Below are 25,618 nucleotides of genomic sequence, written 5' to 3' on the forward strand. Positions count from 1 at the left end.
TGGCGTCGACAACGGCCGATAAGGCTGGGCAGCCATTAGGGCTGGAATTCGCGAAGCTACTTGCTATTCTGCATTCTTTGCAGCCTGACAGTTATATTTGAGGATCAAAATTTCATATTTGGCGAAGTGACCCTTCGCGATATTTGCAAATTGGAGGAGCTGGTTGTGCGTGGACCGCAAACGGATTACCTCAATGAATTGATTGCCAAAGTATACGATGCCGCTTTCGATTCATCGCTTTGGTCTCCCACTTTGCATGAAATTTCCGGCGCGCTCGGCGCCAGCGGCGCGGTGGTTTTCGGCGCTCCGCTTGGGATCAATGGGACGCGTTGTTCGCCGGGGCTGTGCGAAACTATGGATTGGTTTTTTCGCGAAGGCATCGCGATGAACAATCCGCGGCCCGAGCGCGCGATGCGCCTGCGACACAAATCGCCGGTGCTGTGCGAAAGCGACATGTTCTCACCATGGGAGCTGGAACACCTTCCCTATAACGCGGCGGTGAACCGGTTCTATCGTTGGGAGATGGGGGGCATTTTCAGCCGCGCCGACGACGCGCCGCTGTTTTTTACTGTAACGCGTGGACGCAACACCGAGCGGTTTGGTTCTGCTGAAAAGGAATTGATGGCAGCTCTGTTTCCGCATTTTGAAAGGGCGGCGCAGGTTGCGTTGAGGCTGAACCTGGCCGAGGCCAACGGCATGATCAACGCCTTCGAGCATACGGCGACGGCTGCGGTACTGCTGGGAGCCAGCGGCCGTACGCTGAACCTCAATCCCTCAGCGGAACTGCTGATGGGGCCGGATCTTAGTGTGTGTAACCGGCGTCTGGAGGCCAAGGATCCACGTTCCAACCGCGATTTGCAGGCGCTGGTCCACGATCTGACCCTGTGTCCGCCGCAGCTGACAAAGCGCGCCATTTCGTCCGCTGTCACTGTGCGCCGTGGCAACGGCAACCCGATCGTTGTCCATGGCTTGCCTCTCAGTGAGGTCGGCAGGGATCGAAACATCTTCCAGGAGGCGTGCGCGGTACTGGTGTTGGTGTCTACGGACGACCGCCGGCTGCCATCTGCGAGTTTGTTGTCGCAGACCTACGGCCTGACCGGAGCGGAAGCGCGATTGGCCTGCCTGCTAAGTGAGGGGCTTGACCTCGGCGAGGCGGCGGACAGGCTGCGGGTGACGCGGCACACGGTCCGTAGCCAACTGAAATCCGTCATGCATAAGACCCGGACAAACAGGCAGGCCGAACTCGTGTCGCTGCTGGCGCATCTGGCGATTGTGCCCGGGAGCAAACGCTGAGTGGGTGCCAGAATGAAAAGCAGCGTTGGCGGAATATTTGCGTTCGGCGGTTAGGATGGTGGGTTGAGCGTGCCAATCGTGGCGCCGCCCGCAGTAGGCAGTGGATGAAGACTGCCGCAATCGGAGCAGCCTGATGGAAGACTCCAACGTAGAAGCGTCCGCCACACCCGCCTCCACCCACAGCTGGCAAAGCTTCCTTGTACGCAAATTGCCATACATTGCGCTGTTGGCGCTAACGATCGGCGGCGTCGCGTTTACCAGCATCGCCAACACGCCGCTTATTCGCTATTGGGAAATTCTGGCGGTGCTGACGGGGCTGCTGTGCATCTTCACCGCCTGGCCGCATTACGATGGTCAGGGGCGGCTGCAATTGATCCTGCGCCAGTCGGCGCATTGGCTCGCGATCATTGTGGCGATGCGCATCGTGTTGATGCCTGGCATCCAGACCATGTTCACCGGGCCCGCAACGGGCTATGCGCTGCTGCTCATTCTGGCGCTCGGGACATTTCTGGCCGGATTGAACATCTCGCTGGAGCTCTGCGTGTTGGGGCTGGTGATGGCGGCTGCGGTGCCGGCCATGTTGTGGCTGAAGCAGACTGCGCTGCTGGCGGTTCTGATCGGTGCGGCCGGTGTTGCGTTGTTCGCGGTGTTGTGGCGTCGCAAGTGACCGACGTTTGCCTGCGTTTATTGATCGAGCATGATCGGTCTTCTTGCAGGCAACGTTTTACGTGACAGCCGGTGTTTCTTCGGGTGCTGGCGAGGACACATAAAAGGTGTCGAGGGCAGCCATGATCACCACTGTCAGCGGTGCGGCGAGAATGATGCCTAGCGTTCCAAACAGCACGCCGAATGTGAAGATCGCCACGATCAGCACCACAGGTGCCAACGACAGCGTTCTGCTCTGAATATAGGGCGTGATCAGATAGCCTTCGACCGCGCTTGCAATCGTGAATACGAACAGCACGTAGAGCGACAGCGTTATGCCCTGGGGCATCACGGCGAGTGCAGCAATGCCCATCGCGATGATGGTGCCAACATAGGGAATGAACGACAGCAGGCCTGCCAGCATTGCCAACGCGCCGGCCTCTTCGACACCGAACAGCCACAGGCCAATGCCGGTGAACAGTGCGTTCAACACCACAACGACGAGCTGGGTCGACAGCCACAGTCTCAGCAGGCGGGCGGCGCGGTCGAAAAACTGGCGGATCTTGTTGCGGTAATCACCGGGAATGAAACGCAAGGCACCGTCCACGTATTGTGTCGGGCTTAAGGCGAAATACAACGCAGCAAACATCAGCAGCGTGAGATAGGCCAGCACGCTGCCGATCGACGACAGTATGCTGGTTAGCCGGGCGCTAACCGGTCCTGCGATCGTCGTCATGTCGAATGGCAGCGAGAGTTTCTCCAGCAGCACAACGGACGGATGGCTTTCCAGGTTGAGCTTGATGGATTCGATGGTGTTGGGAATGTCCACCGCCAGTTCATCGAACTGGGTCCACAGGCGTGAACCGAACAGGAAGAACGGCCAGCCGACCACCAACACGAAAAGTGCCGCCGCGATCAGAATTGCGAGCGGACGGGGTACGCCTGCATATCGGGTGATGGGGCGGGCGATTGAACAGAGCGCCAGTGCCACCAGCATCGCTGCAAACGTCACCAGAAGCACATTCGACAGATACCAGCCCGCTACCGCTGCAATGCCGAAAGCGGCGGCGGTGCGCAGGTTCATCGGAGCAGGGGCTGCCGGTTGCGGCGGAAGTGGTGTCATGGCAGCCGCAAGCTTAGATGCAGTCCCTTGATAATCTACTGCGTACGGATGGTAACGGATTCCATAACTCTGCCGGACTGCGGGTAGGCGCCTGATGGCGGCCTGCCCGATGGGCGCGCCCGGGAATGGCGAACTCCGCAGTCTGGCGGACACCCCCAACTAGTATGGGTGATGGCGGGGCCTCCCCGGGCGCTGGAGCATTGTCAGTGTTCCATCCGCCGTGGGCATCACCCAAATGGGCTATGCCGCAGGCTCGGGGCCGGGATGGGTTAATTGCGCGAGCGCTGCCGGATGAGGTGCATTGTCAGCAATGCCAGTGCCGGCAGCGTCGTGGCGGCCGCGAAAACCAGCGCGATGCCGAGCCAACCCTCCGCCGTTGCGCCAACAAATGCGTAGAGCGCTGCGATGCCAAAGTTGGCCAGGGTGGTGGTAATCAGAACCGGTGCTGCCGGCATGCCCAGGGCGGCCGCTGCAATGACGGATATTTCCGCCAGGATCGGCACCGGGCGGGCAACAACCAGCGCGACGGCCCCGTATTGTTTCAGCATGGCCGTAGCGGAGGTGAACTCCTTCTGCTCGCGTTCGTCGGCGGATGAGAAGTCGCGTCCAACGCTCCTGCCGAGCAGGAAGCCCCACACGCAGGCCAGCGACAGGCCGATTGTCCCGGCAACGGTGGCCGCAGTGCTACCTATCAGTCCGCCCATGAGGGCAATGACCAGGGCCGAGGGGATGGCAAGAAGCAGATCAGCCACAAGCAGGGCAATGCCGATGGCCGCCACCGCGAGGGAGGATTCCGGAGCAGTCATCCAATCGCGGATGATGAGATCGAACCGATCCCCCAGAACAACAAGCGGAACAGAAACGCCGATTACGAGCGCGATGGTCCAGGCAGTATATTTCGCGATCAGGCCCCAGGCCTTGGAGGTGCGCGTTGGTGAGTGCGGGCTGGGGAGGGGCTCTTGCTGCACGTGCATCCGTCCCCGTCATCAGCCTATCGCAGGAATGCGCGGGCCAACCTTAAAACGCTAGCTGTCAGGGTGAGAAGCGTTTTTCCGCAGAACTTCGGCGCCGTTGCCCGAGGGTGCGTATTAGCGGAGCGGGAAGTTCAGATCCTCCCGCATCCAGCACAGGCTTTCGCCGCGCGTCAGCTGCTGATCAGTCCGTCGCCAGACGTCTGGCCTGCACATAGGGGCGCAACTCGCGCCACAGGCGATGGTAATCGTTGGCGTTGCGCCGCTGCTCATCCAGCTCATCGGCCAGGCGCGAAGCCTCACGCAGACGCTCCATCTCGCGAATGGCCTGCTCGACTTGTTCTCTGGTCATGGCGGAAATGTCCTGTTGGGCACCCGCAGAAATCACGTTGGTCATGGGCGGATAATAACGGTATTTGGGCCGATGAAACAATATGAAACAGTTTGTGCATCGCACACATCTGAAGTGCCACCCATCCGGGTAGGAATTTTCTGCGCCGCGCAACATTGGGCACGAACCGACGTGGCGTGGCGGCTTCGACGATGGTGGCAGGCAGGTTATGCGCATGGCGTGTTGTTTGCTGGCGCGCACATGACTACACAGTTCCGAGGTTTCACCTTTCCGCAAACGCAACCCCGGTGAATTGCTATGCCGCTGCTCCGCTTCGATCTGATTGAAGGCCGCACTGACGACGAACTGAAGACGCTGCTGGATGCCGCGCATCGCGCGATGCTGGCCGCGTTCAAGGTGCCGGAGCGCGACCGCTATCAGATCGTCACCGAACACAAGCCCTCGCGTATGATCATGGAGGACACGGGGCTGGGTTTCGCGCGCACGGAAAAGGCCGTGCTGCTGCAGGTGATTTCGCGACCGCGCGGCAAGGAGGCCAAGCAGACATTTTACCGGTTGCTGGTGGAGGAGCTGGAAAAGAGCTGCGGGATTGCGCCCACGGACGTCATGATCTCGATGGTCGAGAATACGGACGAAGATTGGTCTTTCGGCCTTGGCCGTGCGCAATTCCTTGAAGGCGACCTGTAAGATCTTCCAGAAATACCGGGCGCGCGGATCAATCAGTCCGCGCGCAGGTGTTCAGACTTGTTCAGATTTCCGTTGTGCCGGATGCACGCGCCGGACACGCGCGCTTAAGCTGCGTCGGCAGCGCGTTTTGCAAGTCAGGTTTCTTTGGATTTGGCGCTGGACTTGGTGCCCGCCTCGCGCTCTGAAACCGCATTTTTGGCGGCAAGGGCTTCGACTTCAACCTTCGGGGCGTGATCGGCCAAAAGGGAGCGCAACATGCGCACGACGCGTAGCGCCGGCCCCTTTGAGCAGCACTGAATTGAAATGCGCGCGCCCTCGAACAGCAGGAAAACTTCGTCGGCAACCTGCTCGGGCTCGCCGTAACCGGCTTCGCTGAACAGGCGAACGAGCTGATCGCGTTTGCGGGTTTTGTAATCGTCGATGATCTGGCGCGCGGGGTGATCGATCTCGCGCATTTCGACGGCGGCGTTCGCCATCGCGCAGCCCCGTTCGGAGCAGTCGGTCAGAACCTGCTCGACGTGCTGGACCCAGGCTTCAATCTGGGCGTGGGGATCGTCAGGGTAGGTGTCCCTCAGGCGCTGCCAGAGGTCGTCACCCTCCTTGGCGAGCTCCTGCAAGTAAGCCGAGATCAGTTCATCCTTGGAGCCAAAGTGACGGTAGAGCGTCATCTTGTTGGTGGCGGCAGCCTCAGCAATGGCGTCAACACCTACGGCTCGGATGCCATGGCGGTAAAACAGATCGCGTGCCGCGGCAAGAATGCGCTCGCGCGGCGGTGGCTGCACAGCGGCGGTTTTGATGGTCTGTCCCATTGCCTCTCTAAGTCCGGGCCTCGGTATACGGCTGCCCCTGGAAGTCTTGAGCCTTGGCGACTTGGCCTCTTGACATGGGGTGTTACCGGTCAGTATACCACGACGTTACTGGTCAGTAACATAGTGTGCGGCGGCTGTCATCCAAGACTTCGACCTCCTGATCCTGATCAGTGTTCTGCCTTTTCAGGGCAGGACGATACTGCACCGCACGAACCACGCGAGCGTCAAATGCAGTCAGCACGTGCACCGCAATCGAACGAGCGCCCGCCTTCCCGGAAGGTCGAGGGTCAAGGCCAATCGCACATTCTCTGCCTGACCAGCAGTCCACGGCGCGATACCTCTTATTCCAGTCTGGTAGCAATGCGCGTGCTCCGTGAGCTGCGTCAAGTCTATCCAGATGCAAGTGTCACGATTCGCGATCTGGCGCGGCATCCGCTGGCGCATATCGACGAAGACTTCGTCATTGCGACCCGATCGATCGCCGGCGCGCGCAACGATCGTCAGCGTGAAATGATCGATCGCTCCGATGTCCTGATCGATGAACTTCTGAGCGCGGACACGCTGGTCATTGCTGCGTCGATGATCAATTTCGGCATCCCCTCGACGCTCAAGGCGTGGGTCGATCACGTCATCCGCCCCGATCGCACGTTCCGTTACACCGACAACGGTTCGCAGGGGCTGTTGCGTGGACGGCGGGCAATTCTGGTGCTGTCTCGCGGCGGCTTCTACAGCGCTGGCCCGCTTTCTGCATACGAGCACGACGAAAGCTACCTGCGTTCGGTGCTGAACTTCATCGGTATCTCGGACGTGCAGACCATCCTGCTGGAAGGCATGGCGCTAGGGCCGGATTGCGCGGAGCGCGCGGTGGACGCGGCCCTGCGACGGGCTGGGGCGGTGGCTGGCGTTCTGGCGGGATGACACAATATTCCGGCAGCGGTCCAAAATCGGGACCGGGCCGGAGACGATTTACCGGAGCGGCGCAGGGGGCGCTTGTTCCGCAGCAATACAACCTATGGACGGATGGCAGATGTCCTTCACTTCTCTCGCAAACTTCCGCAGCACTTCAGCGCGCGTGGCTACGTTTGCCTTGATCGGAACTTTCCTGGCCGGCTGCAATCAGGAGCAGGGCCCGGCAGCAGCGGCCTCCGCGCCACCGCCGCCGGCTGTTTCTGTCGCCAAGCCGGTGCAGAAGCAGGTGACCGAGCGCGATGAATATGTCGGCCGGTTCGTAGCCTATGACTACGTCGAGGTGCGGGCGCGCGTTTCCGGCTATCTGGAAAAGATTCACTTCAAGGACGGCCAGCTCGTGAAGGAGGGCGATCCGCTCTTCACCATTGATCCACGTCCGTTCCGTGCCGCTGTCGAACAGGCGAAAGCATCGATCGAGCAGGCCAAGGCGAACCTTGCGTTTGCCGAAAGCGACCGTAAGCGCGGCGAGAGCCTGCGTGCGGGCACCACGATCACGCAGCAGGCGCTGGATCAGCGCTTGCAGGCTTCGCGTGTCGCGTCGGCGGGCGTTACAGCCCAGCAGGCCGCACTGGAGCAGGCCGAGCTGGATCTCAGTTTCACCGAGCTTTCCGCGCCGATTTCCGGCCGCATCGGTGATCGCCGCGTGTCGGTGGGCAACCTCGTTTCGGGTGGCGCTTCCGGCAGCACCACGATGCTGGCGACGATCGCATCCATCGATCCGATCCGCTTTGAGTTCACGATGGATGAAGCATCCTATCTGCGTTACCTGCGCATCGCGGGCGGTGAAGCCAGCGCTGCTGCCGACCGTGGCATGACGCTGCCGGTGCATCTGAAGCTGATCGACGAAGACACGTTCGGCCACGAGGGTCGGATCGACTTCGTTGATAACGCGATCGATCGCTCAACCGGCACCATTCGTGGCCGTGCGCAGTTCGCAAATGCGGATGGCAAGCTGACGCCGGGCATGTTCGGCCGCGTGCAGATTGCAACGTCCGCACCGACGACGGCGCTGCTGGTTCCCGATTCCGCCATCAGCACCGAGCAGGTGCGCAAGTTCGTTTACGTGGTGGGTGCCGACAACGTCGCGACGCAGAAGTTCATCACGCTGGGTCAACTTGTCGATGGGTTGCGCGTCGTTGAAGGTCTGGCGGCCGACGACAACGTCATCGTCAACGGCCTGATGCGGGTGCGCCCCGGCGCTCCGGTAACCCCGGAAGTCGTTGCCATCGAACCGGACGGCACGCCGGCCACCTCTTCCATCCGCACCAATTAAGGTAGGGCGCGATGCGTCTGTCGCATTTCTTTATCGACCGGCCGATCTTTGCCAGCGTCATCTCGGTGGTGCTGATTATCCTCGGCGCGGTGGCGCTGGGGCGCTTGCCGATCGCGCAGTATCCTGAAATCGCGCCGCCGGTGGTGAACATCACCGGCCAGTATCCAGGCGCGAGCGCGGAGGTGGTGGCGTCGACGGTTGTCGCGCCGCTGGAGCAGCAGATCAACGGTGTGGAGCACATGCTCTACATCTCGTCGAACTCCACCGTTGACGGCCGCTTCACCATCTCGGTGACGTTCGATCTCGGCACCGATCTGGATACCGCACAGGTGCAGGTGCAGAACCGCGTCGCCATTGCGCAGCCGCGTTTGCCCGCAGACGTGCGCAACATCGGCGTCACGGTGGCGAAAGCATCGCCCGACCTGATGATGGTGGTGCATCTTTATTCGCCCGATCAATCGCGCGACACGCTGTTCATCTCCAACTACGCCAGCGTCAACGTCGTGGACGTGTTGACCCGCATTGAGGGCATCGGCTCGATCACGGTGTTCGGCAGTCGCGACTATTCCATGCGCGTGTGGCTCGATCCGGACCGGCTGCAATCGCTTGGCCTGACCGCAAATGACGTGACGGCCGCTCTGCAGCGCCAGAACGTTCAGGTGGCGGCGGGTATTCTCAATCAGCCGCCGGTCGAACAGCCGGGCGCGTTCCAGATCTCGGTGCAGACGCTGGGCCGTCTGGCCGATCCCGATCAGTTCGGCGAGATCATCGTCAAGCAGGATGGCGACGCGGTTGTGCGCCTGAAGGATGTCGCGCGCACCGAACTTGCCGCGCTCGACTATGGCATCATCTCGTATCTCGATCGCAGCCCTGCGGTGGCGCTGGGTGTGTTCCAGTTGCCTGGCTCGAACGCGATCGATACGGCCGAGCGCATCAAGACGACCATGGCGGGGCTGTCGAAGAGCTTCCCCGACGGCATCAAGTACGACATCGTCTACAACCCGACGGAGTTCATTCAGCAGTCGGTTGACGCCGTTGTCATGACCATCATCGAGGCCGTGATCCTCGTGGTGCTCGTGGTGATGCTGTTCCTGCAGACCTGGCGTGCGGCAATCATCCCGATCGTGGCCATTCCGGTGTCGCTGGTTGGCACGTTCTTCCTGATGGCGATGTTCGGCTTCTCGCTGAACAACCTGTCGCTGTTCGGTCTTGTGCTGGCCATCGGTATCGTTGTCGACGACGCCATCGTGGTGGTGGAGAACGTTGAACGCAACATGGCGTCGGGGCTCAGTCCGCGCGATGCCGCGTTCAAGACCATGGATGAAGTAGGCGGGGCGCTGATCGCCATCGTGCTGGTGCTGACAGCCGTGTTCGTGCCATCGGCATTCATCACCGGCATCACCGGCCAGTTCTATCAACAGTTCGCGCTGACCATCGCGGGTGCCACGATCATCTCGTTGGTCGTCTCGCTCACGCTGTCGCCCGCACTGTGCGCGCTGCTGCTGAAGCCGCACGCGGAGCATCATCGCACGCCGTGGTACATGCTGCCGGTGCGCGGCTTCTTCCGTGTCTTCAACTGGAGCTTCGACAAGCTTTCCAACGGCTATGCGTGGTCGATCGGCAAGATGATCCGGATCCCCGTGATCATGCTGGTGATCTACGGCGGCTTCATTGTGTTCGGCATGAACGAATTCCGCAAGACTCCGGTGGGCTTCATTCCCGCGGTTGACGGCGGTTATCTCATCGCTGTTTCGCAGTTGCCGCCGGCATCGTCGCTTTCGCGCACCGATGCCGTCAACAAGCGCATGGTGGAACTGGCGCTGGAAACGCCCGGTGTCGCCCATGCGGTGAACTTCGTCGGCTTCTCTGGCGCAACGCGCACCAACGCGCCGAATGCTGGCGCGGTGTTCGTGACGCTGAAACCGTTTGAGGAACGGGCGAAGGATCCGAACCTGTCCGCGCGCGCTATCCAGGGCGCGCTGATGCAGAAGTATGCGTCCATCCAGGATGGCATGGTGTTCGTTGTGGCCCCGCCTCCGGTGCGTGGCATCGGCAGCGCGGGCGGTTTCCGCATGATGGTGCAGGATCGCGGCGGTGCCGGCTCGGCGGCGCTGCAGCAGGCGACCATGGCCATGATGATGAAGGCCAACCAGACGCCGGGGCTGCAGCAGGTGTTCACGATGTTCGAGAACACGACACCGCAGCTCTACCTCGACATCGACCGCGTCAAGGCGCAGATGCTCGGCATCAACATCACCGAGGTGTTCACGGCGCTGCAGACGTATCTCGGCTCGGCCTATGTGAATGATTTCAACCTGCTCGGGCGCACGTTCCGTGTGACCGCTCAGGCCGATAGTCAGTATCGACTGGACGAGCGCGATATTCTCAACATCCGCGTGCGCAACAACGCGGGCGACACGGTTCCGCTCGGTAGTTTCACGACGGTGCACAACATCTCCGCGCCAGCCCGTGTTCCGCGCTACAACCTTTATCCCGCCGCTGAGCTCGATGGTTCCGCAGCACCGGGTTATTCGCAGGGACAGGCCATCGATCTGATGGAGAAGATCGCCGCCGAGACGCTGCCGCAGGGCTTCGGTTTCGAATGGACCGAACTTGCGTTCCAGCAGATCAAGGCTGGTAACACGGCGGTGTTCGCATTCGCGCTGGGCGTTGTGTTCGTTTTCCTTGTGCTGGCGGCGCAGTTTGAAAGTTTGACGTTGCCATTGGCGGTCATCCTCATCGTGCCGATGAGTTTGATTGCGTCGATCACCGGCGTCGTCATGCGCGGCATGGACAACAACATCCTCACGCAGGTGGGCTTCATCGTGCTGATCGGTCTGGCGGCCAAGAACGCCATTCTGATTGTGGAGTTTGCGGCCCAGCTTGAGGCGGAAGGCAACGACAAGTGGTCGGCTGCGAAGGAAGCAGCGCGCCTGCGTATGCGCCCGATCATCATGACGTCGCTGGCGTTCATTCTCGGCGTGGTGCCGCTGGTGTGGGCTGTTGGCGCCGGTTCGGAATTGCGTCAAGCGCTGGGCACGGCGGTGTTCGCCGGCATGATCGGCGTGACGATCTTCGGCCTTATCTTCACGCCGGTGTTTTATGTCACCTGCCGCTGGCTGGGCGATCGCTTCTCGCGCGGCAAGAAGAAGTCGGGCAGCGCCGATGAGCAAGCGCATCCGCCTGCAACGCAACCGGCTGAATAACATCAGGCTGTTGCAGTTCTAAACAACAACGCGGGTCGCAGCATTGCGGCCCGCGTTTTTGTTGCACGAAAGGCTGTGTAATTCGCAAAAGGTTCATTGCGCGCTGCCGGCTACGCCGTCGGACACAGCAATATGTTAGCGTTGCGCTGTGTGCATTGATCCGGACGCATTTGCGGGGAACCTGATGAGCCGTGCCGCCAGCAACGACAATCACAATGATAACGACAACGATCGCAACGGCGCGCGATCGGTTTGGGAACAGGCGCGTGAATGGATCGAACTGCACGGCGCTGCGGCGGTCGTCACAGTGGTTGATACATGGGGCACTGCGCCGGCGCCGGTTGGATCACGTCTTGTGATTGCCGGACAACGGTATGAAGGCGATGTTTCCGGTGGCTGTGTTGAGGGTGAGCTGGTTGCGGTCGCGGAGGGGGCCATTGCAGAGGGTGCGCCGCGCGTCGTTGACTATGATGTTTCCGATCAAGCCGCATGGCACGCAGGGCTTGCGTGCGGCGGCCGTCTCAAGGTTGTTGTGGAGCCCTTGGGGCAGGCGGATATAGGCTTTCTCGATACTGTTATCGCGGCGGAGCAGGATCGCCGTGCGGTGGTCGTGACAACCCGTATCGCAGATGGAACGCGCACACTTTATGCGGAATGCGATGCATTACCCGCCGATGTCACCGCTGCGCGGGATGCCGGTACGGTGGTGCTGGCCGGCGACGACGCGAACGAGCTGCTTGTGCAGCCGCTGCTGCCGCCGGTGCATGTCGTGATCGTTGGCGCGGCGCATATCGCACAGGCGCTTGTGCCGTTGGCCCATCAGGTCGGCTACCGTGTCAGCGTGATTGATCCGCGCCGCGAATTCATCGACGCCTTCCGTTCCGTTGATGCCACGACGATGGTTGCGCAACCACCGGAAGCGTTTGCAGCGTTGGGGCTGGATACGCGGACGGCGGTTGTCGCGCTGGCGCATACATCGGCATTCGATGACGCCACGCTCATTGCAGCACTGCGTAGCCCATGCGTTTACATTGGCGCGCTGGGTTCGCGCACCAATCAAGGTCGCAGGCTGGAGAGGTTGCGCGCGGAAGGCTTCAGCGATGCAGATCTCGCCCGCATTCACGGCCCGGTTGGCCTGTCGATCGGTGCGAAAGGCCCGGCGGAGATCGCAGTGTCGATTCTCGCTGAGATCATCAAGGTTGTGCGAGCGGGCTAGCGCGTTTTCACATGCTTGTTTGATGCACCGGCGGCTGGCTCCCCCGATGAGAGCGAAGTATCCCTACGCGCTCGGCGGCCGGCTCCGCGCAGCGGAGTCGCCGAGCGCCAGAAAAGCAGCGCGGCAGGCAATCAACCCGTTGCGTTCAACCGTTCGAAGCCCGCTTCCAGATCGGCGCGCAGGTCGTTCACATCCTCAAGGCCGATGTGCAGCCGCAGCGTCGGCCCTTCGGGTTGCCAATTGGTGGCGGTGCGATAGCTACGTGCATCGAACGGGATCACGAGGCTTTCATAGCCGCCCCACGAGAAGCCCATGCCGAACAGCTCCAGTCCGTCGAGCATTGCCGCAACGGCCTTGTCGCTTACCGGTTTCAGCACCACACCGAACAGTCCGCTGGCGCCGAGGAAATCGCGCTTCCACAGTTCGTGCTGCGGATGGCTTTCCAGCGCCGGATGCAGCACGCGGGCAACCTCGGGGCGGCTTTCCAGCCACCGCGCGATCTCAAGCCCCGCGCGATGATGCTGCGCCAGCCGCGTCGGCAGCGTGCGCAGGCCGCGCATGCCGAGATAGGTTTCTTCCGAACCGGGGCAGACGCCGAGCTGGTCCTTGGCCATGGCGACATACTTCGCCGCGCGCTCGTTGCAGGTAATGGCGCCCAGCATCGCGTCAGCATGGCCGACGATGTATTTCGTTGCCGCCTGAATGGAAACATCAACGCCATGTTCGAACGGGCGGAAGTAGAGCGGGCTGGCCCAGGTGTTGTCCATCAGCAGCCACAGATCACGCTCGCGGGCAATGCGCGCGATGGCCGGGATGTCCTGCACCTCGAACGTTTGCGAGCCGGGGCTCTCCGTGAAGATGAGGCGCGTGTTCGGCCGGATGAGATCGGCAATGCCGGCGCCGATGAGCGGATCGTAATAGGTGGTCTCGACGCCCAGTCGCACCAGCAGGTAGTCGCAGAATTTGCGCGTCGGCTGATAGACATTATCAACCATCAGGATGTGATCGCCCGCCTTGACGAAGGCGAGGATGGCGGTGCTGACGGCCTGATAGCCCGATGCGGTCAGCTCGGTGGTCGCGCCGCCCTCGATGTCGGCAATCGCGTCCTGCAGGGATTTGACCGTCGGCGTGCAGGTGCGGCCGTAGGTATATGCCTGATCCCGGTTCCAGAGCTTTTCGACCGTGGGGAACAGCACCGTCGATCCACGATAGACCGGCGGATTGACGAAGCCGAAATTGTCGTGGGGCGCGCGGCCCGAGTGCACGGCTCGGGTGGCAGGTGCATGGGGGCGCGAAGATTTTTTGTCGGAGGACATCTGTCGCATCCTGTTCCTGGCGGGAAAAGCCCCGTGTGGAGCAAGTTTGCCGTGGGGTCAAGGCCTTGACCCCGCCACCAATCTGCGGGATTGAGCAGTTTATCGATTGATCGGCAAATGTTTCATCAAACCGCAGCACTGTGACCCTTGCGCCGCTGGCGTGATCGGCCCACACTAACATTCAAGCCATGCAGATTTTTCAAACACTTCGCTGTCCGGTCCGGGTGATCCTTGCATTTGGGTTGCTGCTCGCGGCCTTGTCGGTGGCGCACGCGCAAACGTCCACGCTGGATACCATCCGGGCGCGTGGCGTGCTGAACTGCGGGATCGGTGAAGCGCAGGCCGGTTTTTCGCAGACCGGTGCGGCGGACGTGCGCAGCGGCATGGACGTTGATTTCTGCAAGGCGCTGGCACTAGCGGTGTTTGGTACGGCCGATGCCGTCAAATTCTGGCCGCTCGGACCCAATGATCGCTTCAAGGCGCTGACATCCGGCGACGTAGACGTGCTGGCCCGTGGCGGCGCTTGGACCCTGACCCGGGATACCGAATTTGGCGCCCGGTTTGCTGGCGTGCTGTTTTATGACGGCCAGGGCTTTCTGACCCGGCGCGGCAATGCTGTAGCGTCCGTGCTGGAGCTTTCCGGCGCATCGATTTGCGCACTGCCTGGCGCCATGGGCGAGCAGGGCGTGGCGGAATTCTTCGGCACACAGCGGATGCGTTATCAGATCGTCGCGCAGGAGAGCTGGGACGATCTGGTGCAGGCCTATGCGGCGGGCAGCTGTACGGTGTTGACGGGTGATGTCTCCCTTCTGGCGGTGGCGCGCAGCAAGCTGAAGACGCCCGCCGATCACATCATTCTGCCGGAGCTCATCACCAAGGAGCCGCTCGGCCCGGCCGTGCGACAGGGCGACCCGCAGTGGTTCGGCGTCGTGCGCTGGACGCTGATGGCGCTGATCGAGGCTGAGGAACTGGGACTCACCTCAGAGAATGTCGATGCGCAGCGCGCGGCAACACAGCCGAGCATTCGCCGCTTTCTCGGTCTGGAGGCCAATCTCGGGCAGGCATTGGGGCTGCCGCGTGACTGGGCCTATCTGATCGTCAAGAACGTTGGGAATTACGGCGAGATCTTCGACCGTAATCTCGGTGCCAAATCGGATCTCAAGCTTGCCCGTGGTCTCAATAATCTTTGGACCAAAGGCGGCTTGATGTACGCAGTGCCCTTCCGCTGAAGCTGTCCAGCTTGCGGTCTTGCGTACGGTGCGATGCCGCGCAAGTCCGATACCCAGGCTGATAGCCCCATCCGTGTTTGGAACGTCGCGATGAAAAAGGTGCGGTGAGATGACGTGGCCCGCCGATCTGAGCGTCGATCCTGAACGGGCGCTGGTGCTGATCGCAGTTTTTATCGCGGCGCTGATGATCACCATCATCGCTCTGGGATTATCCAGACGTGCGGCGCGATACGGCAGCGAGATGGAGCGCGCACGGTTAGCGGAAGAGAAGCGTCAGGCCGCTGACGTTGAGAGAATGGACGACCGGAATGCAGTGCCGAATGTTGAGACCGTTGCGGGTGATGTCGCAGACATCGAGGACCATGATGGCGCCGCGCCAACGCCGCCAGAGACCCGCAACGTGATGCTCGGCGTTGCCGCTATCGCTCCGGAAGCTGATCGGCCGTCTCTTCTGAAAGCCATCGACGTTGCTACGGCAATGGGGGCCAACGATCGGCTGCCCGAACTCAACCTTGCATTGGCGGAATGGCACCTTGCCAACGGCAGCCCGGAGAAAGCTGAAGAGTTGCTGCGCTCCTGCGTGCGCGGCGCCACTGAGTTTGGCCTGAAGGAACCGCATGCCCGCGGGCGGGTAATACTGGGCGATATCGCACAGGCAAATGGCGACCCCTCTACGGCCTGCGAGCACTGGCAGATCGCGCGGATTCTCTTTCACGAGATCGGCAGAAAAGACGCCTACGATGACGTCGACGTCCGCATGCAGCGCAATGGCTGTCCGAGCGATTGGGTGTTGACCGATTTCTAGAGCACGATCGCCGTTGAACGGAACGACGGCACAGCATCGCGCCTCACGATCGTAAGCGTTACTGCATGACGACTTCGACGTGGGCGATGTCACCATCGGCCAGCGTGAAATCGCGCTTGTAAACGCCGGACTGTCCCTTGGCTGTCACCGCATAGGTTCCCGGTGCAAGTATGTGGGTCGGCAGCGCGCCAACGCTGCGCATCACCAGCTGGCCGTCGGGCGTCTGCACGGTCCACTGCGTGTCGGGCAACGCCACACCGCCTTCACGTGCCACCAGCTTGAATGTTACACGAGCAGCCGCATGGGTCACCGTGGCTTCGGTCAGTTTGCCAGCTTCGACGGTAACGTCGGCCTCGACCTTCGCGTTGGCATCGCCATATCGCGACACGATACGATAGATGCCCGCATTCAGGCGGTTGACGATGTTGGGTTTGGCGCCAGCAAGCACGCGCATGCGGTTATCCAGCTGGTCGCGTTCGCTGGAGAGAATGTCATAGGCAACGGTGTTGGTCGGCGGCTCGGCGCCATCCACCAGCACCTTGACCTTCAGGCCGCCAGCATTGAGCACAAACTTTTCAGACGTGATGGTGCCCGCAGTCACGACGATCTTGCGGGTGATATCGGCGCGCCCGAACGCTGCGTTGACAATGTATTCGCCCGGATCAAGTTCAATCGTCGGGCTGGGCTCGCGATTGGTGATGAGCGGCTTGGGGCGCGCGCGCGGATCGCGTGACGCTGCGTATACGCGCCAGATCACACCGGAATCTATCCTCTGGCCGTCAACAGTGAGCAGGGCGGTTAAATTCACCTGACTGCCGGTCGGCGTCGTGCCGTCGGCGGAGGGTGCGCGCGGAACAACCGTTGTGTTTGTCGGCAGCGAGGGGCCAGGCACGGAATCGGCCGGCGTGTCGCGACCGGTGTCGGGCGGGAAAGCGCCGCGCAGCCGCTCAACGGAGGTGTCGAAGTCGGACATCTGCGCCGAAGCAGGCGCGCCAAGTGACCCGCTCAGCAGCAGCGCACAACCGCAAGCCAGCGCGCGCACACAGCCAGCAAACGTCGGTGCGCCTTGCGCCTTGGCATTGCCAGCGCGTGGCCCAGCGGGCAGCTTCATGTCAGAGCAGGCGGGGATCATAGCTGCATGCGTCCGGACATTACGCGGCTTTGTGGCAGAACGGTCATGACCTCTTCAAACTCTCCGACGTGGTTGAATTATGACATTTCCGTTCGTCTGATTATCGGCAGGCAGCCGAGACCGCCCGCCCGTTTGAAAGCAGCCCTCACTGATCGGTGAAATCGAACGTGCGGTGTTCGTTGGCTTTGATCTCGACCGTGCTCAGCAATGGGCGATCGGCTGTGTCGGCGCGCACGACGTAATGCCCCGGCGCCAGCACTGCGGTGGGCTCGGGATCGCTGCTGCGCAGAACGGTGCGCTGCTTCTCATCCTGTATTTCCCAGAATACGCTGCCGGGCACGTTGCGGGCATCGGCCCGTTTCAGCGTCACACTGCCACTTTGCAGCGGGAGAGAAACACGCTGCTCCTGTCCGGCGCCAAGCGTCAGTTCGGTGGCGGCGATCACGTTGCTGTCGGCCACGGTGGCTTCAAACCGATATCGGCCGGCCGAAAGATCAAACTGCGGTTCGGTATCGATGGTGCGGGCTATTTCGGCAGCATCGGAGCCAAGCCGGATGACGCGGTAGGTTATCTGGCCCAAGGCTGTGCCGGTCGCTTCGCCACTGTGCACGGCGGCCAGCGTCACGCGTGTCAGCGCCAACGGCAGCGCGTGCCGGACGACATCGCCCGCGCCAACTGCCACCTGCGTCCGCGCTTCTGCCATCGCCGTTTTGGCGGTCACATGATAGGTGCCAGCCGGCAGCATGAAGGTGGGCTTGGCTGCAGCGGAGCGCAGAACCTCGCGGCGGCCCTGCGGCGCATCCGGATCGTCCCGATAGAGAATAAACGTGACGCCTTCCGTCAAAGGCTCGCCCTGCGTTGCGCCGGTTCCGCCCGTAGCCGAGAGTTCCAGTCGCCCGGCGGTGAGAACCGGCGTGAAGCCGCTGCCTGCGGCTGCCGTGACGGTGACGGTGCTTTGCTGCTGCACGGCGCCGCTCTGTGCGGTGACGTTATAGTCTCCCGCAGGCACAACGATTTCCGGCCCCGCTTCGCGACCCAGCCAGACGGGCGGTGTGCCCGCCGGAGCATTCGCGGGTGTCACCGTGAAGATCGGATAGGCCAGCGGTGCGCCGGAAGCGGAAGGGCGCGCCTGCATTTTCAACACGCCGGCGTCCAGATCAAAGCGCGCATCGACAGCCGCATCACCGGTAAAGGTGACGGTCTGGCGTGCCGATGCCAAACCAAGCTGCGCTTCGATCTCGTAGGTTCCGGGGGCAAGCTTTTCGATCAGGGAAGGCGCTGCAATCTCTTTCACGATTTCGCCGCCCGCGTCAGCATGACGGATGCGCCAGCGCACAGGCACATTCAACGGTGCAGCCGATGCGCCGAGGCTTGCCGTCAAATAAAGGCCAGCCGGTCGGGCGGGCGCTGCCGGAGCATCCGGCTGAGCGGCGTCATCGGCATGGGCAAGCGGCGCCGGTTCTTCAGCCTGCGGATCGGGGATGAGCTTTGCAAGCCGGAATGCCTGTGTCAGCGCCGATGAAACGGTGCCGGTGTCAGTAGCATTCCACATCTGGCCACCGGTCAGACGCGGCAGGCAACTCATGTGCGCGATCTTAGCGGCGGAAAGGCCGAGCGTAACGGTGTGGATCACAAGGCCGGGATTGGCGCGGAGCAGGTTCTCGGTCGCGCTGCAAATATCCTGACCGCAGTTGTCGATGTCGTCTGCAACAAGAACGATGCTGGCGGGTTTGGCGCCCGCGATTGCATTGACTGACTCCCGCAGCGCCAGCACCACCGGTCCCTTGCCAACGGCGTTCATGCGGTCGACCGCTGCCGACAGGTTGCGAGCCGCATTGTTGCCGGGAGGCAGAACGATCTCGGCATCGCCGCAATTGCCACGCCGCCGATGGCCGAACGCTGCCAGGCCGACACTGGCCTGCGCGCGCAGGTCTGGCACCAGCGTGCGCAGCGCATCGCGCACGATCTCCAGCTTCGAACGCTTTTCATCGCCCAGATGCCCCCACATCGAGCCCGAACCATCGACGATGATCATGGCTGTTGGCGCAGCGGTCGGGGTAACAGTGGCGGCAGCAGCGGCTTCCTGCGCGCGTGCCGAGACGCTGCCAAGGCTCGCGATGGCGGAAATCGTGCCGATAGCGATCACGGCGGCGGCGCAAAGCGAGGTGAGCGGTCTGTTGAGCTGCAACATGCGTGTCCCTGATTGCCGCGCACGTGTGCGCAGGGCGGATTCGGCCCGGGCACAATAGCCTATCCGCTTCCCCACCGGTATCGCCCGGCGGTGAAACCCCAACATCAGAATTGCTGCGGCAATTTCGGCTTGGCGGGAAGCGGTCGCGACGGTTAGACCACCTGAGGCAGGTGCCGTTACGCCTATTGGTCTGGCTAAGGGACGATGGCGGGCCGATCTGTCCGTTGCCGGCTAACCCAGCGATTCAGAATATGAATTCAGGCGGCCAGCCTTTCCCGCTCATAGCTTTTGCCGTTTCTGCCCCGCAATTTCACAGGAGTGTCGCAATGGAAAACCCCGTCATTGATTTTCTGTCGAAGCGCCGCTCCGTGAAGCCGGATCGCCTGCAGGCTCCCGCGCCCACGGCGCAGGAGCTGGAAACTATTTTCACCATTGCTTCGCGTGTGCCCGACCACAAGAAGCTGGCGCCGTGGCGCTTCATCGTGATCGAGGGCGATGCGCGGGCGAAGCTGGGTGAGGCGATCGCCGAGGCCTGCGTCGCGGCGGAGCAGGAGCCACCGTCCCACGTGAGGCTCGAAACCGAACGCAACCGGCTGCAGCGGGCGCCGATGGTGATTGCCGCCATTTCGCGCGTTACGCCCCATCGCAGCGCGCCGGAGTGGGAGCAGGTGCTTTCGGCGGGCGCGGCGTGCCTCAATCTGTGCATTGCGGCCAACGCGTTGGGTTACGGCACGGCCTGGCTGTCGGAATGGATTGCCTACAACGCCGACGTGGCCAAGGCGCTCGGCCTCGGTGAGCATGAGCGCGTTGCGGGCTTCATCTATATCGGCACGCCGATGGAGGCGCCCACCGAGCGCGAACGTCCCGCGCTTACGGATATCGTTAGTCGCTGGGGCGAGTGAGCTGCGCTCCGGTGGTTTGATCGGCCAGTAATTCACACTTCACAGGCATCACCCATCAAGCGGCGCATGCACAGCGCTCGGTTCATGCTGCGCCGGGACTTAACGCCATCTTCACCATGGTCGTGCAGCCTGTTTGTGTCGGCCCGTGAGGTGGCGGGCAGGCTTGAACGATCGTCGCGCACCGCCGCGGAGGTGAAAGCCTTGAGCCCGCTGTTGGATGTTCCAGCCCAGCTTGCATTGGCGCTCTCGCTCGCTGCGGCGTCGGTGGAAGGTGCCCAGCCAAACCTGCCACCGCCCATCGCGCAGCCTCCGTTGTCAGGACATGTCGAGCGTGACCTTGAAGGCCCGCTGCTGTTCTCCGAGCGCTCATGGATGCAGGCGCTGCATGGCGTTCCCGATGATGCGCAGAAGTTGGGCGGGCGTGTTTTTGTAACAAGTGGCGGGCGGTTTTATGTTCCGGCTCCGGGTGCGCATCAGCGCCTGCTTGTCGCCCGTAACAACGCCAAAATCGCTGCGAAGATTGCGCAAGCTGCTGCACGTGAGAATGCCCGGCGCATGCAGCCGCTGCTTGGAAAACCGGCTGTTGCGGCTGATCTTTTCATCGCTCACGTTGTCGATGTTCCAACCGCCGTCGCGCTGGTTTCAGCAATAGCAAACACGCCCGATCTGGCGCTCGCCACCGCTGCTCCTCGGCTGGCGGCAGCATTCGGCATCGGGGCCGACGAAACGCGCCAAGCCATGACGGTTGAGCAGTTCTATCGGCTGTTGATTGCCAAGACGGCGGCACCGCCGCGGCTCGTCGCCTTGGGTCTGAAGCCAAGGCCCCGATCCGAAAATGAAACAGCGGAGCAGGCGGCGCGGGTTGATCGCGAGCGTGTTATCGCCGCCTGGCGCGCACGCATCAACGCTGTTCCCGCCGCCGCTGCAACTCAATAGCGGAACTGTTCCGCCAGCACCCGCTCATCAAGGCTGTGGTTGGCGTCAAACATCATATAGAGCTCGACGTTACGCGCTTTTTCCACTTCGACACGCGTCACCGCACGGGTTTCGAAGTGATCGGCAACGGCACTCACCGGCCGCTTGTCGGCCTCCAGCACATCGATGACGATGCGCACCTTGTTGGGCAGCAGGGCGCCGCGCCAGCGTCGCGGACGGAACGGGCTGATGGGCGTCAACGCCAGCAACGGCGCGTTGATCGGCAAAATCGGCCCGTGCGCGGAAAGATTGTACGCGGTCGATCCGGCGGGGGTCGCCACCAGCACGCCATCGCAGATCAGCTCTTCCATGCGCAGCGTATCGTCGACCATGATGCGCAGCTTGGCGGCCTGATAGCGCTCTCGGAAAAGAGAAACCTCGTTGATTGCCAGCGCTTTGTGCGCCTTGCCCGATTTCTCGTAGGCGATCATCGACAGCGGATGGATGCGGCTTATATCGGCGGCGGCGAGGCGTTCGCGCAGGTTGATCTCGCTGTAGTCGTTCATCAGGAAGCCGACCGAACCGCGGTTCATGCCGTAGATCGGCACGCCGTTGTTCATGAACCGATGCAGCGTTTGCAGCATGTGGCCGTCACCACCGAGGGCGACGATGGCATCCGCTTCGGGAACCTCGCAATCGCCATAGACTTCCACAAGCCGTTCGCGCGCGGCCATGGCTTCGGGCATCTCGCTTGCCACGAACGCGATCTTGTCGAATGTGTTTTTCAATTTTGACATCGAGCTCTGGAACGCAACCAAGGCGTGGGAGGCTGGCGCAAGTGCAGCAAAACGACAAGCCCGTTCTCGTCTATTCCACTTTCCCTTCAGCGGAGGTGGCGGAGCAGGTGGCGCGGGAACTCATCGAGCGGAGGTTGGTGGCCTGTGTCAACATCCTGCCCGGCATGACCTCAATTTACCGTTGGGATGGCACAATCAACCGGGATAGCGAAGTCGTGGCGATCATCAAGACACGTTCGCAGCTCGCCGCCAAGGTCATGCAGGAGGTGGCAGCCCGTCATCCCTATGACCATCCCGCGCTGCTGGTGATTGAGGTGGCCGACGGCGCCGCCGATTATCTCAACTGGCTGATGGCTGAAACAGCCGGGCCGGATTGATGTCTGATGAGCCAGCAGTGGCATTGCCCGCCGCCGCGATGCAGTCGCCACTGCGGCAGAAGCGAGAGTGATGATGCAACCTATGCCGGCGTACTGCTGGCATGCAGATCGCTCACGGCGCACGCTGGTGCATCGCAACCAAGTGCGCGCGGAAGGGCGTGAAAACGCAGCGTGTCATAAGCCGGGGCTCAGCGTTTGGATCAGCGCTAGCGCCGATCAATCAATAAACGCCGCCGAGGCTCAACATCAGATTATAGCGTGGTGTGCCTCGCGCGGGACGGCGCGAATTGTTCGACTTCTTGACCTTGCGATTGGCCTTTGGCGCCGCTGCCTGCCCGGGTGGAACTGCAGCCGGTGGACTGTATGCCGACCGGTCCTGATCCAGCGATGCAACGTTGCTACCCGGAATAAGCGGCTGTTGCGGCACCGGCTGGAAATCGCGCGGGCCACCGATCGCCATGCGGCCCGGCAGCGGAGCGGTGTTAGCGGCGCTGCTTGGCAGAGGCGTATAAAGTCGGGTGGCTGCTTGCGCGGAATTGGCCTTCCAGGGCAGCACTTCCTGCTTCGCAGCGGTGGCGACGCTGCCGGCGCCAGCTGCAACAGACGCGGATTCTACCTGCTCGGCGCCACCACAGGTGCGGCCGTTATAGGATTTCAGCAGCGTCAGCAGAAGATAGTCAGGCTCTTCCACCGGCAGGGTAGCGTTGGCCCGAGTGGTGAATTCCTGCATGGCTTCGCGGGTGTTGGCGGTCCAGGAGCCGTTGACCCGGCCCGGATAGCAGCCAGCACGCTTCAGATTTTGCTGAATATCGACAATGAGGCGATAGCGAGCATCGGCATCCGTCGGTGCAAGCGCACCATCGCTGGACACCGCGGCGGAAACCTGTGTCGACCAGCCGTCGAGACCGGAAAGAGCGGCTTTCTCTACGCGGGGGGCTGACAGAGTCGGCGCGGCGGTAAGTGAATGCGACGGCGCCAGATTGAGAGCGGGGGCAAAGGCGCCAAGACGTGAGCCGCCATTTGCTACGGCTTTTTGGATCTGGCTGACGCGGGAAGGGGGCCGATGGGCTGCAACTTCGCCATCAGCGGCATGTCGGACCGCCAGCGCCTGCGTCGCTTGCTGGAGCGTGGTGCCGGAGTCAACGGGGGCCGGAAAGTAGACGAACAGGCCTACGCCGACACCTGCCAACAACACGAAGCCACCGAGGCCGCGCATAATGGTCAACTCCCTTACGCTTCGATCCCGGATCTGCGGCGGTCCAACCGCCGGGTCGCCAGGATGACCGGACGCACATCCCAGTACAGACGGCGCCGCCAGACACTACGGCGGCAGCAGTGTCAAACCACTTAAAGGACGCGAAAAACTTCAGCTTCCTTAGATGTAACCTAATGTTAACTAAAATAAGTCCGCACACGGGCGGATGCAACTTTATTTCGTGCGTTATCGACAGGTGAGGGAGGGGGGCTGGCGCAGGCGATGTCGCCATGTTGCAGGTGCGAGGTGTTAACAACTCGGCCGCGGCCTGGGGACAAAATGCAGCGCCAAAGTGGGCAACCTGTGGACGGTTGCGTGGCTGAAGACAGTCAAGAAATGGGCCAAAAATCAGGCGTTTCTGGCTATCGCGCTGATTATCTTAACAAAAGATTTCGAATCGCGTAGCAAGGAAAGCCGAGGGGCAGTACCGCGTCTGTTAACTTGTCGCCCCGTCCCGTGGGGAAAGTTACGCACAGGGGAGATCGAGCGGCGATGCTCTCCAGTGCATGGCACCCGGCGGGAAGGGGATCCAGCTCTCGATATACGTTGCGGCGCGTTATCGCCGGTCCGACCAGGAACATTGGGGAATGATCCTGGAGCTCAGCGGATCGATTGAGACCGTCACCGTGGCAGATATCCCGTAAATCGCGTCAGAGATGGAGCCATTCTGTCCAACACGCCCTTCTTGTGGACAGAGACAAGTCAAGCGTTGGCGTTGGCTTCGAGCCAACAGCTGGCGAACATAATTCATGAGGGCAAACATGAGACATGCTCTAGGCGTGTTGGGGGTTCTAGCTGCCGGCGTCTTGCTCGCCGTATCGGCAGCGATGAACTGGCGATTTGGCGTCAGTCTCGGACGAACCGAGTTTGACGGTCAGATCTACGGCGCAGCCAGCGCGGCTGCGGACTGCATGAAGGCCTTGGTGCCTTTCTTTTTCTTCGCCGCAATACGCACGAAAATGTGGTCGCAGGCAGCCGCCTCCGCCCTCGTTTGGGTTGTGGTCACAGCATATTCGCTGACCTCTGCCCTAGGGCATGCCGCATTGAACCGGCTTGATACCGCCGGCCAACGCGCAGTGTCCTCTGAGAGCTATCAGTCTTATCGCGCCGATCTGGCACGGGCCCAGGAACAGCTTTCCTGGATCCCGCAGCACCGCCCTGCTCAGGCTGTGCAAGCTGAGATGGAGGTGCTCAAGAACGATAAGGCCTGGAGCTCAACCAAGGGATGCGCGGAAGCGACGATCAAGCGTTCGCGCGACTTTTGTCAGGGGTACCATGCACTTGCAGCTGAGCTAGGCTCGGCACAGCAGGCATCATCCCTTGAGGCCCGCATTTCGGACATCCAGTCCAAGATCGCGGTGGTAACCAGTGGCGGCAAGAACGTTCTGGCTGAAGCGGATCCGCAGGCTGCGGTCCTGGCCAAGCTTGCTGCGATTATTGCTCCGAACATCAGCGTAGAAGATGTGCAGACCGCGCTCACGGTCTTCATCGCACTGCTTCTCGAAGTTGGTTCGGGCTTTGGCATGTACATTGCCTTTAGTCAGTGGCGCCTCTACGAGCGTCAGACGCCTGCCGTTGCACCTGAGATGGTCACGGTCAGCACCGCTGCGGCAGTGGTGGCAGCTCCCAAGGCTGTTGCGATAGAAAAGCCGCGTTCCGGCGCAAACGACAACAAGTCGGTAACCGAGGAAATTGAGACCGAGGTTATTGAGACTGTTGCTGAGATTGCAGCGCCGGCTGCTACTGAAGAAACTGCTGCCGTCATCGTTGCGACGAATGCGCAGCAACCAAGACTGATCGCTCCCGAAACGGATGTGGAGCGCTTCTACAAGGAGAGAATCGAGACGCAAGACGGATCAAGTATGACTGCAACTTCTCTATATGAGGATTACTGCGCATGGTGCGAAGAACAACAGAAAGAGCCACTTGCTCTACCCACGTTCGGTCGTGAGTTCGGTGAACTCGGTGTGCAGAAGGCACGTATAGCAGGAAGGGTGCGATACATCGGCATTGCGCTGAAGTCCGCCAGCGACCTCGCGGAGGATAAGAAGCTGACGGCCTTCAATGATCGGGCCGCCTAGTAGATAGGCTTCTGAAAGGTCGCGAAAGCGGCCTTTCTTGTATTTGAGCTCCAGTGTGGAGCACATCAAAAAAG

At 61.6% G+C, this 25,618-nt stretch carries 22 protein-coding genes; 13 read left to right on the forward strand and 9 right to left on the reverse strand.

Features of this window, described 5'->3' with window-relative positions; genetic code table 11:
* The first annotated feature begins 150 nt into the window (after positions 1–150).
* Positions 151–1,293, forward strand: coding sequence for a helix-turn-helix transcriptional regulator (locus QEZ49_RS03095; protein WP_280384126.1), 1,143 nt, complete (start codon positions 151–153; stop codon positions 1,291–1,293).
* 133 nt (positions 1,294–1,426) lie between these two features.
* Complete coding sequence (locus QEZ49_RS03100) at positions 1,427–1,960, forward strand: hypothetical protein (protein ID WP_280384127.1); 534 nt, start codon at positions 1,427–1,429, stop codon at positions 1,958–1,960.
* A 57-nt stretch (positions 1,961–2,017) separates the two neighbouring features.
* On the opposite strand, the gene QEZ49_RS03105 is transcribed toward QEZ49_RS03100, so the two are convergent.
* The 3 genes from QEZ49_RS03105 to QEZ49_RS03115 form a co-directional block, all read right to left on the reverse strand.
* Positions 2,018–3,061 (reverse strand): AI-2E family transporter, encoded by a 1,044-nt coding sequence (locus QEZ49_RS03105; protein WP_280384129.1) that lies wholly within the window; start codon positions 3,059–3,061, stop codon positions 2,018–2,020.
* A 269-nt stretch (positions 3,062–3,330) separates the two neighbouring features.
* Positions 3,331–4,029, reverse strand: a complete 699-nt coding sequence (locus tag QEZ49_RS03110; RefSeq protein ID WP_280384131.1) for a VTT domain-containing protein — start codon at positions 4,027–4,029, stop codon at positions 3,331–3,333.
* A gap of 187 nt (positions 4,030–4,216) precedes the next feature.
* Positions 4,217–4,384 (reverse strand): hypothetical protein, encoded by a 168-nt coding sequence (locus tag QEZ49_RS03115; protein ID WP_280384133.1) that lies wholly within the window; start codon positions 4,382–4,384, stop codon positions 4,217–4,219.
* Positions 4,385–4,681: 297 nt separating this feature from the next.
* Here QEZ49_RS03115 and QEZ49_RS03120 point away from each other — a divergent pair, with 297 nt between their 5' ends.
* The gene (locus QEZ49_RS03120) at positions 4,682–5,071 is read left to right on the forward strand and encodes a tautomerase family protein (protein WP_280384135.1); all 390 of its coding nucleotides are present in this window, start codon (positions 4,682–4,684) and stop codon (positions 5,069–5,071) included.
* A gap of 134 nt (positions 5,072–5,205) precedes the next feature.
* Here QEZ49_RS03120 and QEZ49_RS03125 read toward each other — a convergent pair whose 3' ends face one another.
* Positions 5,206–5,880: a TetR/AcrR family transcriptional regulator gene (locus QEZ49_RS03125; RefSeq protein ID WP_280384137.1), complete on the reverse strand. Its 675-nt coding sequence runs from the start codon at positions 5,878–5,880 to the stop codon at positions 5,206–5,208.
* A gap of 228 nt (positions 5,881–6,108) precedes the next feature.
* Here QEZ49_RS03125 and QEZ49_RS03130 point away from each other — a divergent pair, with 228 nt between their 5' ends.
* The 4 genes from QEZ49_RS03130 (at position 6,109) to QEZ49_RS03145 (ending at position 12,544) form a co-directional block, all read left to right on the forward strand.
* Positions 6,109–6,798, forward strand: a complete 690-nt coding sequence (locus QEZ49_RS03130; RefSeq protein WP_280384140.1) for an FMN-dependent NADH-azoreductase — start codon at positions 6,109–6,111, stop codon at positions 6,796–6,798.
* 109 nt (positions 6,799–6,907) lie between these two features.
* Complete coding sequence (locus tag QEZ49_RS03135; RefSeq protein ID WP_280384142.1) at positions 6,908–8,122, forward strand: efflux RND transporter periplasmic adaptor subunit; 1,215 nt, start codon at positions 6,908–6,910, stop codon at positions 8,120–8,122.
* An 11-nt stretch (positions 8,123–8,133) separates the two neighbouring features.
* Complete coding sequence (locus QEZ49_RS03140) at positions 8,134–11,328, forward strand: multidrug efflux RND transporter permease subunit (protein WP_280384143.1); 3,195 nt, start codon at positions 8,134–8,136, stop codon at positions 11,326–11,328.
* Between the two features lie 184 nt (positions 11,329–11,512).
* Positions 11,513–12,544 carry an XdhC family protein gene (locus QEZ49_RS03145; protein WP_280384145.1) on the forward strand — a complete coding sequence of 344 codons (1,032 nt, stop codon included), beginning with the start codon at positions 11,513–11,515 and terminating at the stop codon, positions 12,542–12,544.
* Between the two features lie 131 nt (positions 12,545–12,675).
* Here QEZ49_RS03145 and metC read toward each other — a convergent pair whose 3' ends face one another.
* Positions 12,676–13,860, reverse strand: a complete 1,185-nt coding sequence (gene metC, locus QEZ49_RS03150) for a cystathionine beta-lyase (protein ID WP_280384147.1) — start codon at positions 13,858–13,860, stop codon at positions 12,676–12,678.
* Between the two features lie 188 nt (positions 13,861–14,048).
* Here metC and QEZ49_RS03155 point away from each other — a divergent pair, with 188 nt between their 5' ends.
* Both QEZ49_RS03155 and QEZ49_RS03160 read left to right on the forward strand, forming a co-directional pair.
* Entirely contained in the window at positions 14,049–15,089 is a 1,041-nt protein-coding gene (locus tag QEZ49_RS03155) for an amino acid ABC transporter substrate-binding protein (protein ID WP_280384149.1), read from the forward strand.
* A 109-nt stretch (positions 15,090–15,198) separates the two neighbouring features.
* Entirely contained in the window at positions 15,199–15,894 is a 696-nt protein-coding gene (locus tag QEZ49_RS03160) for a hypothetical protein (RefSeq protein WP_280384151.1), read from the forward strand.
* Between the two features lie 58 nt (positions 15,895–15,952).
* Here QEZ49_RS03160 and QEZ49_RS03165 read toward each other — a convergent pair whose 3' ends face one another.
* Together QEZ49_RS03165 and QEZ49_RS03170 are read right to left on the reverse strand one after the other, a co-directional pair.
* Positions 15,953–17,005, reverse strand: coding sequence for a hypothetical protein (locus tag QEZ49_RS03165; RefSeq protein ID WP_280384152.1), 1,053 nt, complete (start codon positions 17,003–17,005; stop codon positions 15,953–15,955).
* Between the two features lie 166 nt (positions 17,006–17,171).
* The gene (locus QEZ49_RS03170; RefSeq protein ID WP_280384154.1) at positions 17,172–19,217 is read right to left on the reverse strand and encodes a vWA domain-containing protein; all 2,046 of its coding nucleotides are present in this window, start codon (positions 19,215–19,217) and stop codon (positions 17,172–17,174) included.
* A gap of 326 nt (positions 19,218–19,543) precedes the next feature.
* On the opposite strand from QEZ49_RS03170, the gene QEZ49_RS03175 reads away from it, so the two are divergent.
* Together QEZ49_RS03175 and QEZ49_RS03180 are read left to right on the forward strand one after the other, a co-directional pair.
* Entirely contained in the window at positions 19,544–20,119 is a 576-nt protein-coding gene (locus tag QEZ49_RS03175) for a nitroreductase (protein WP_173954330.1), read from the forward strand.
* Between the two features lie 201 nt (positions 20,120–20,320).
* Positions 20,321–21,055 (forward strand): hypothetical protein, encoded by a 735-nt coding sequence (locus QEZ49_RS03180; protein WP_280384157.1) that lies wholly within the window; start codon positions 20,321–20,323, stop codon positions 21,053–21,055.
* On the opposite strand, the gene QEZ49_RS03185 is transcribed toward QEZ49_RS03180, so the two are convergent.
* Entirely contained in the window at positions 21,049–21,831 is a 783-nt protein-coding gene (locus QEZ49_RS03185) for an NAD kinase (protein ID WP_068464178.1), read from the reverse strand. The genes QEZ49_RS03180 and QEZ49_RS03185 overlap by 7 nt on opposite strands.
* A gap of 41 nt (positions 21,832–21,872) precedes the next feature.
* On the opposite strand from QEZ49_RS03185, the gene cutA reads away from it, so the two are divergent.
* Positions 21,873–22,208 (forward strand): divalent-cation tolerance protein CutA, encoded by a 336-nt coding sequence (cutA, locus tag QEZ49_RS03190; RefSeq protein ID WP_280384161.1) that lies wholly within the window; start codon positions 21,873–21,875, stop codon positions 22,206–22,208.
* Between the two features lie 220 nt (positions 22,209–22,428).
* Here the strand turns inward: cutA and QEZ49_RS03195 are convergent, their stop codons facing one another.
* Positions 22,429–23,424, reverse strand: coding sequence for a peptidoglycan-binding domain-containing protein (locus QEZ49_RS03195; protein ID WP_280384163.1), 996 nt, complete (start codon positions 23,422–23,424; stop codon positions 22,429–22,431).
* A gap of 950 nt (positions 23,425–24,374) precedes the next feature.
* On the opposite strand from QEZ49_RS03195, the gene QEZ49_RS03200 reads away from it, so the two are divergent.
* Positions 24,375–25,544 (forward strand): hypothetical protein, encoded by a 1,170-nt coding sequence (locus QEZ49_RS03200; RefSeq protein ID WP_280384165.1) that lies wholly within the window; start codon positions 24,375–24,377, stop codon positions 25,542–25,544.
* The last annotated feature ends 74 nt before the right edge of the window (positions 25,545–25,618 follow it).

This window comes from Hyphomicrobium sp. D-2 (genome assembly GCF_029872155.1).
In the GTDB taxonomy this organism is placed as follows: Bacteria; Pseudomonadota; Alphaproteobacteria; order Rhizobiales; family Hyphomicrobiaceae; genus Hyphomicrobium_A.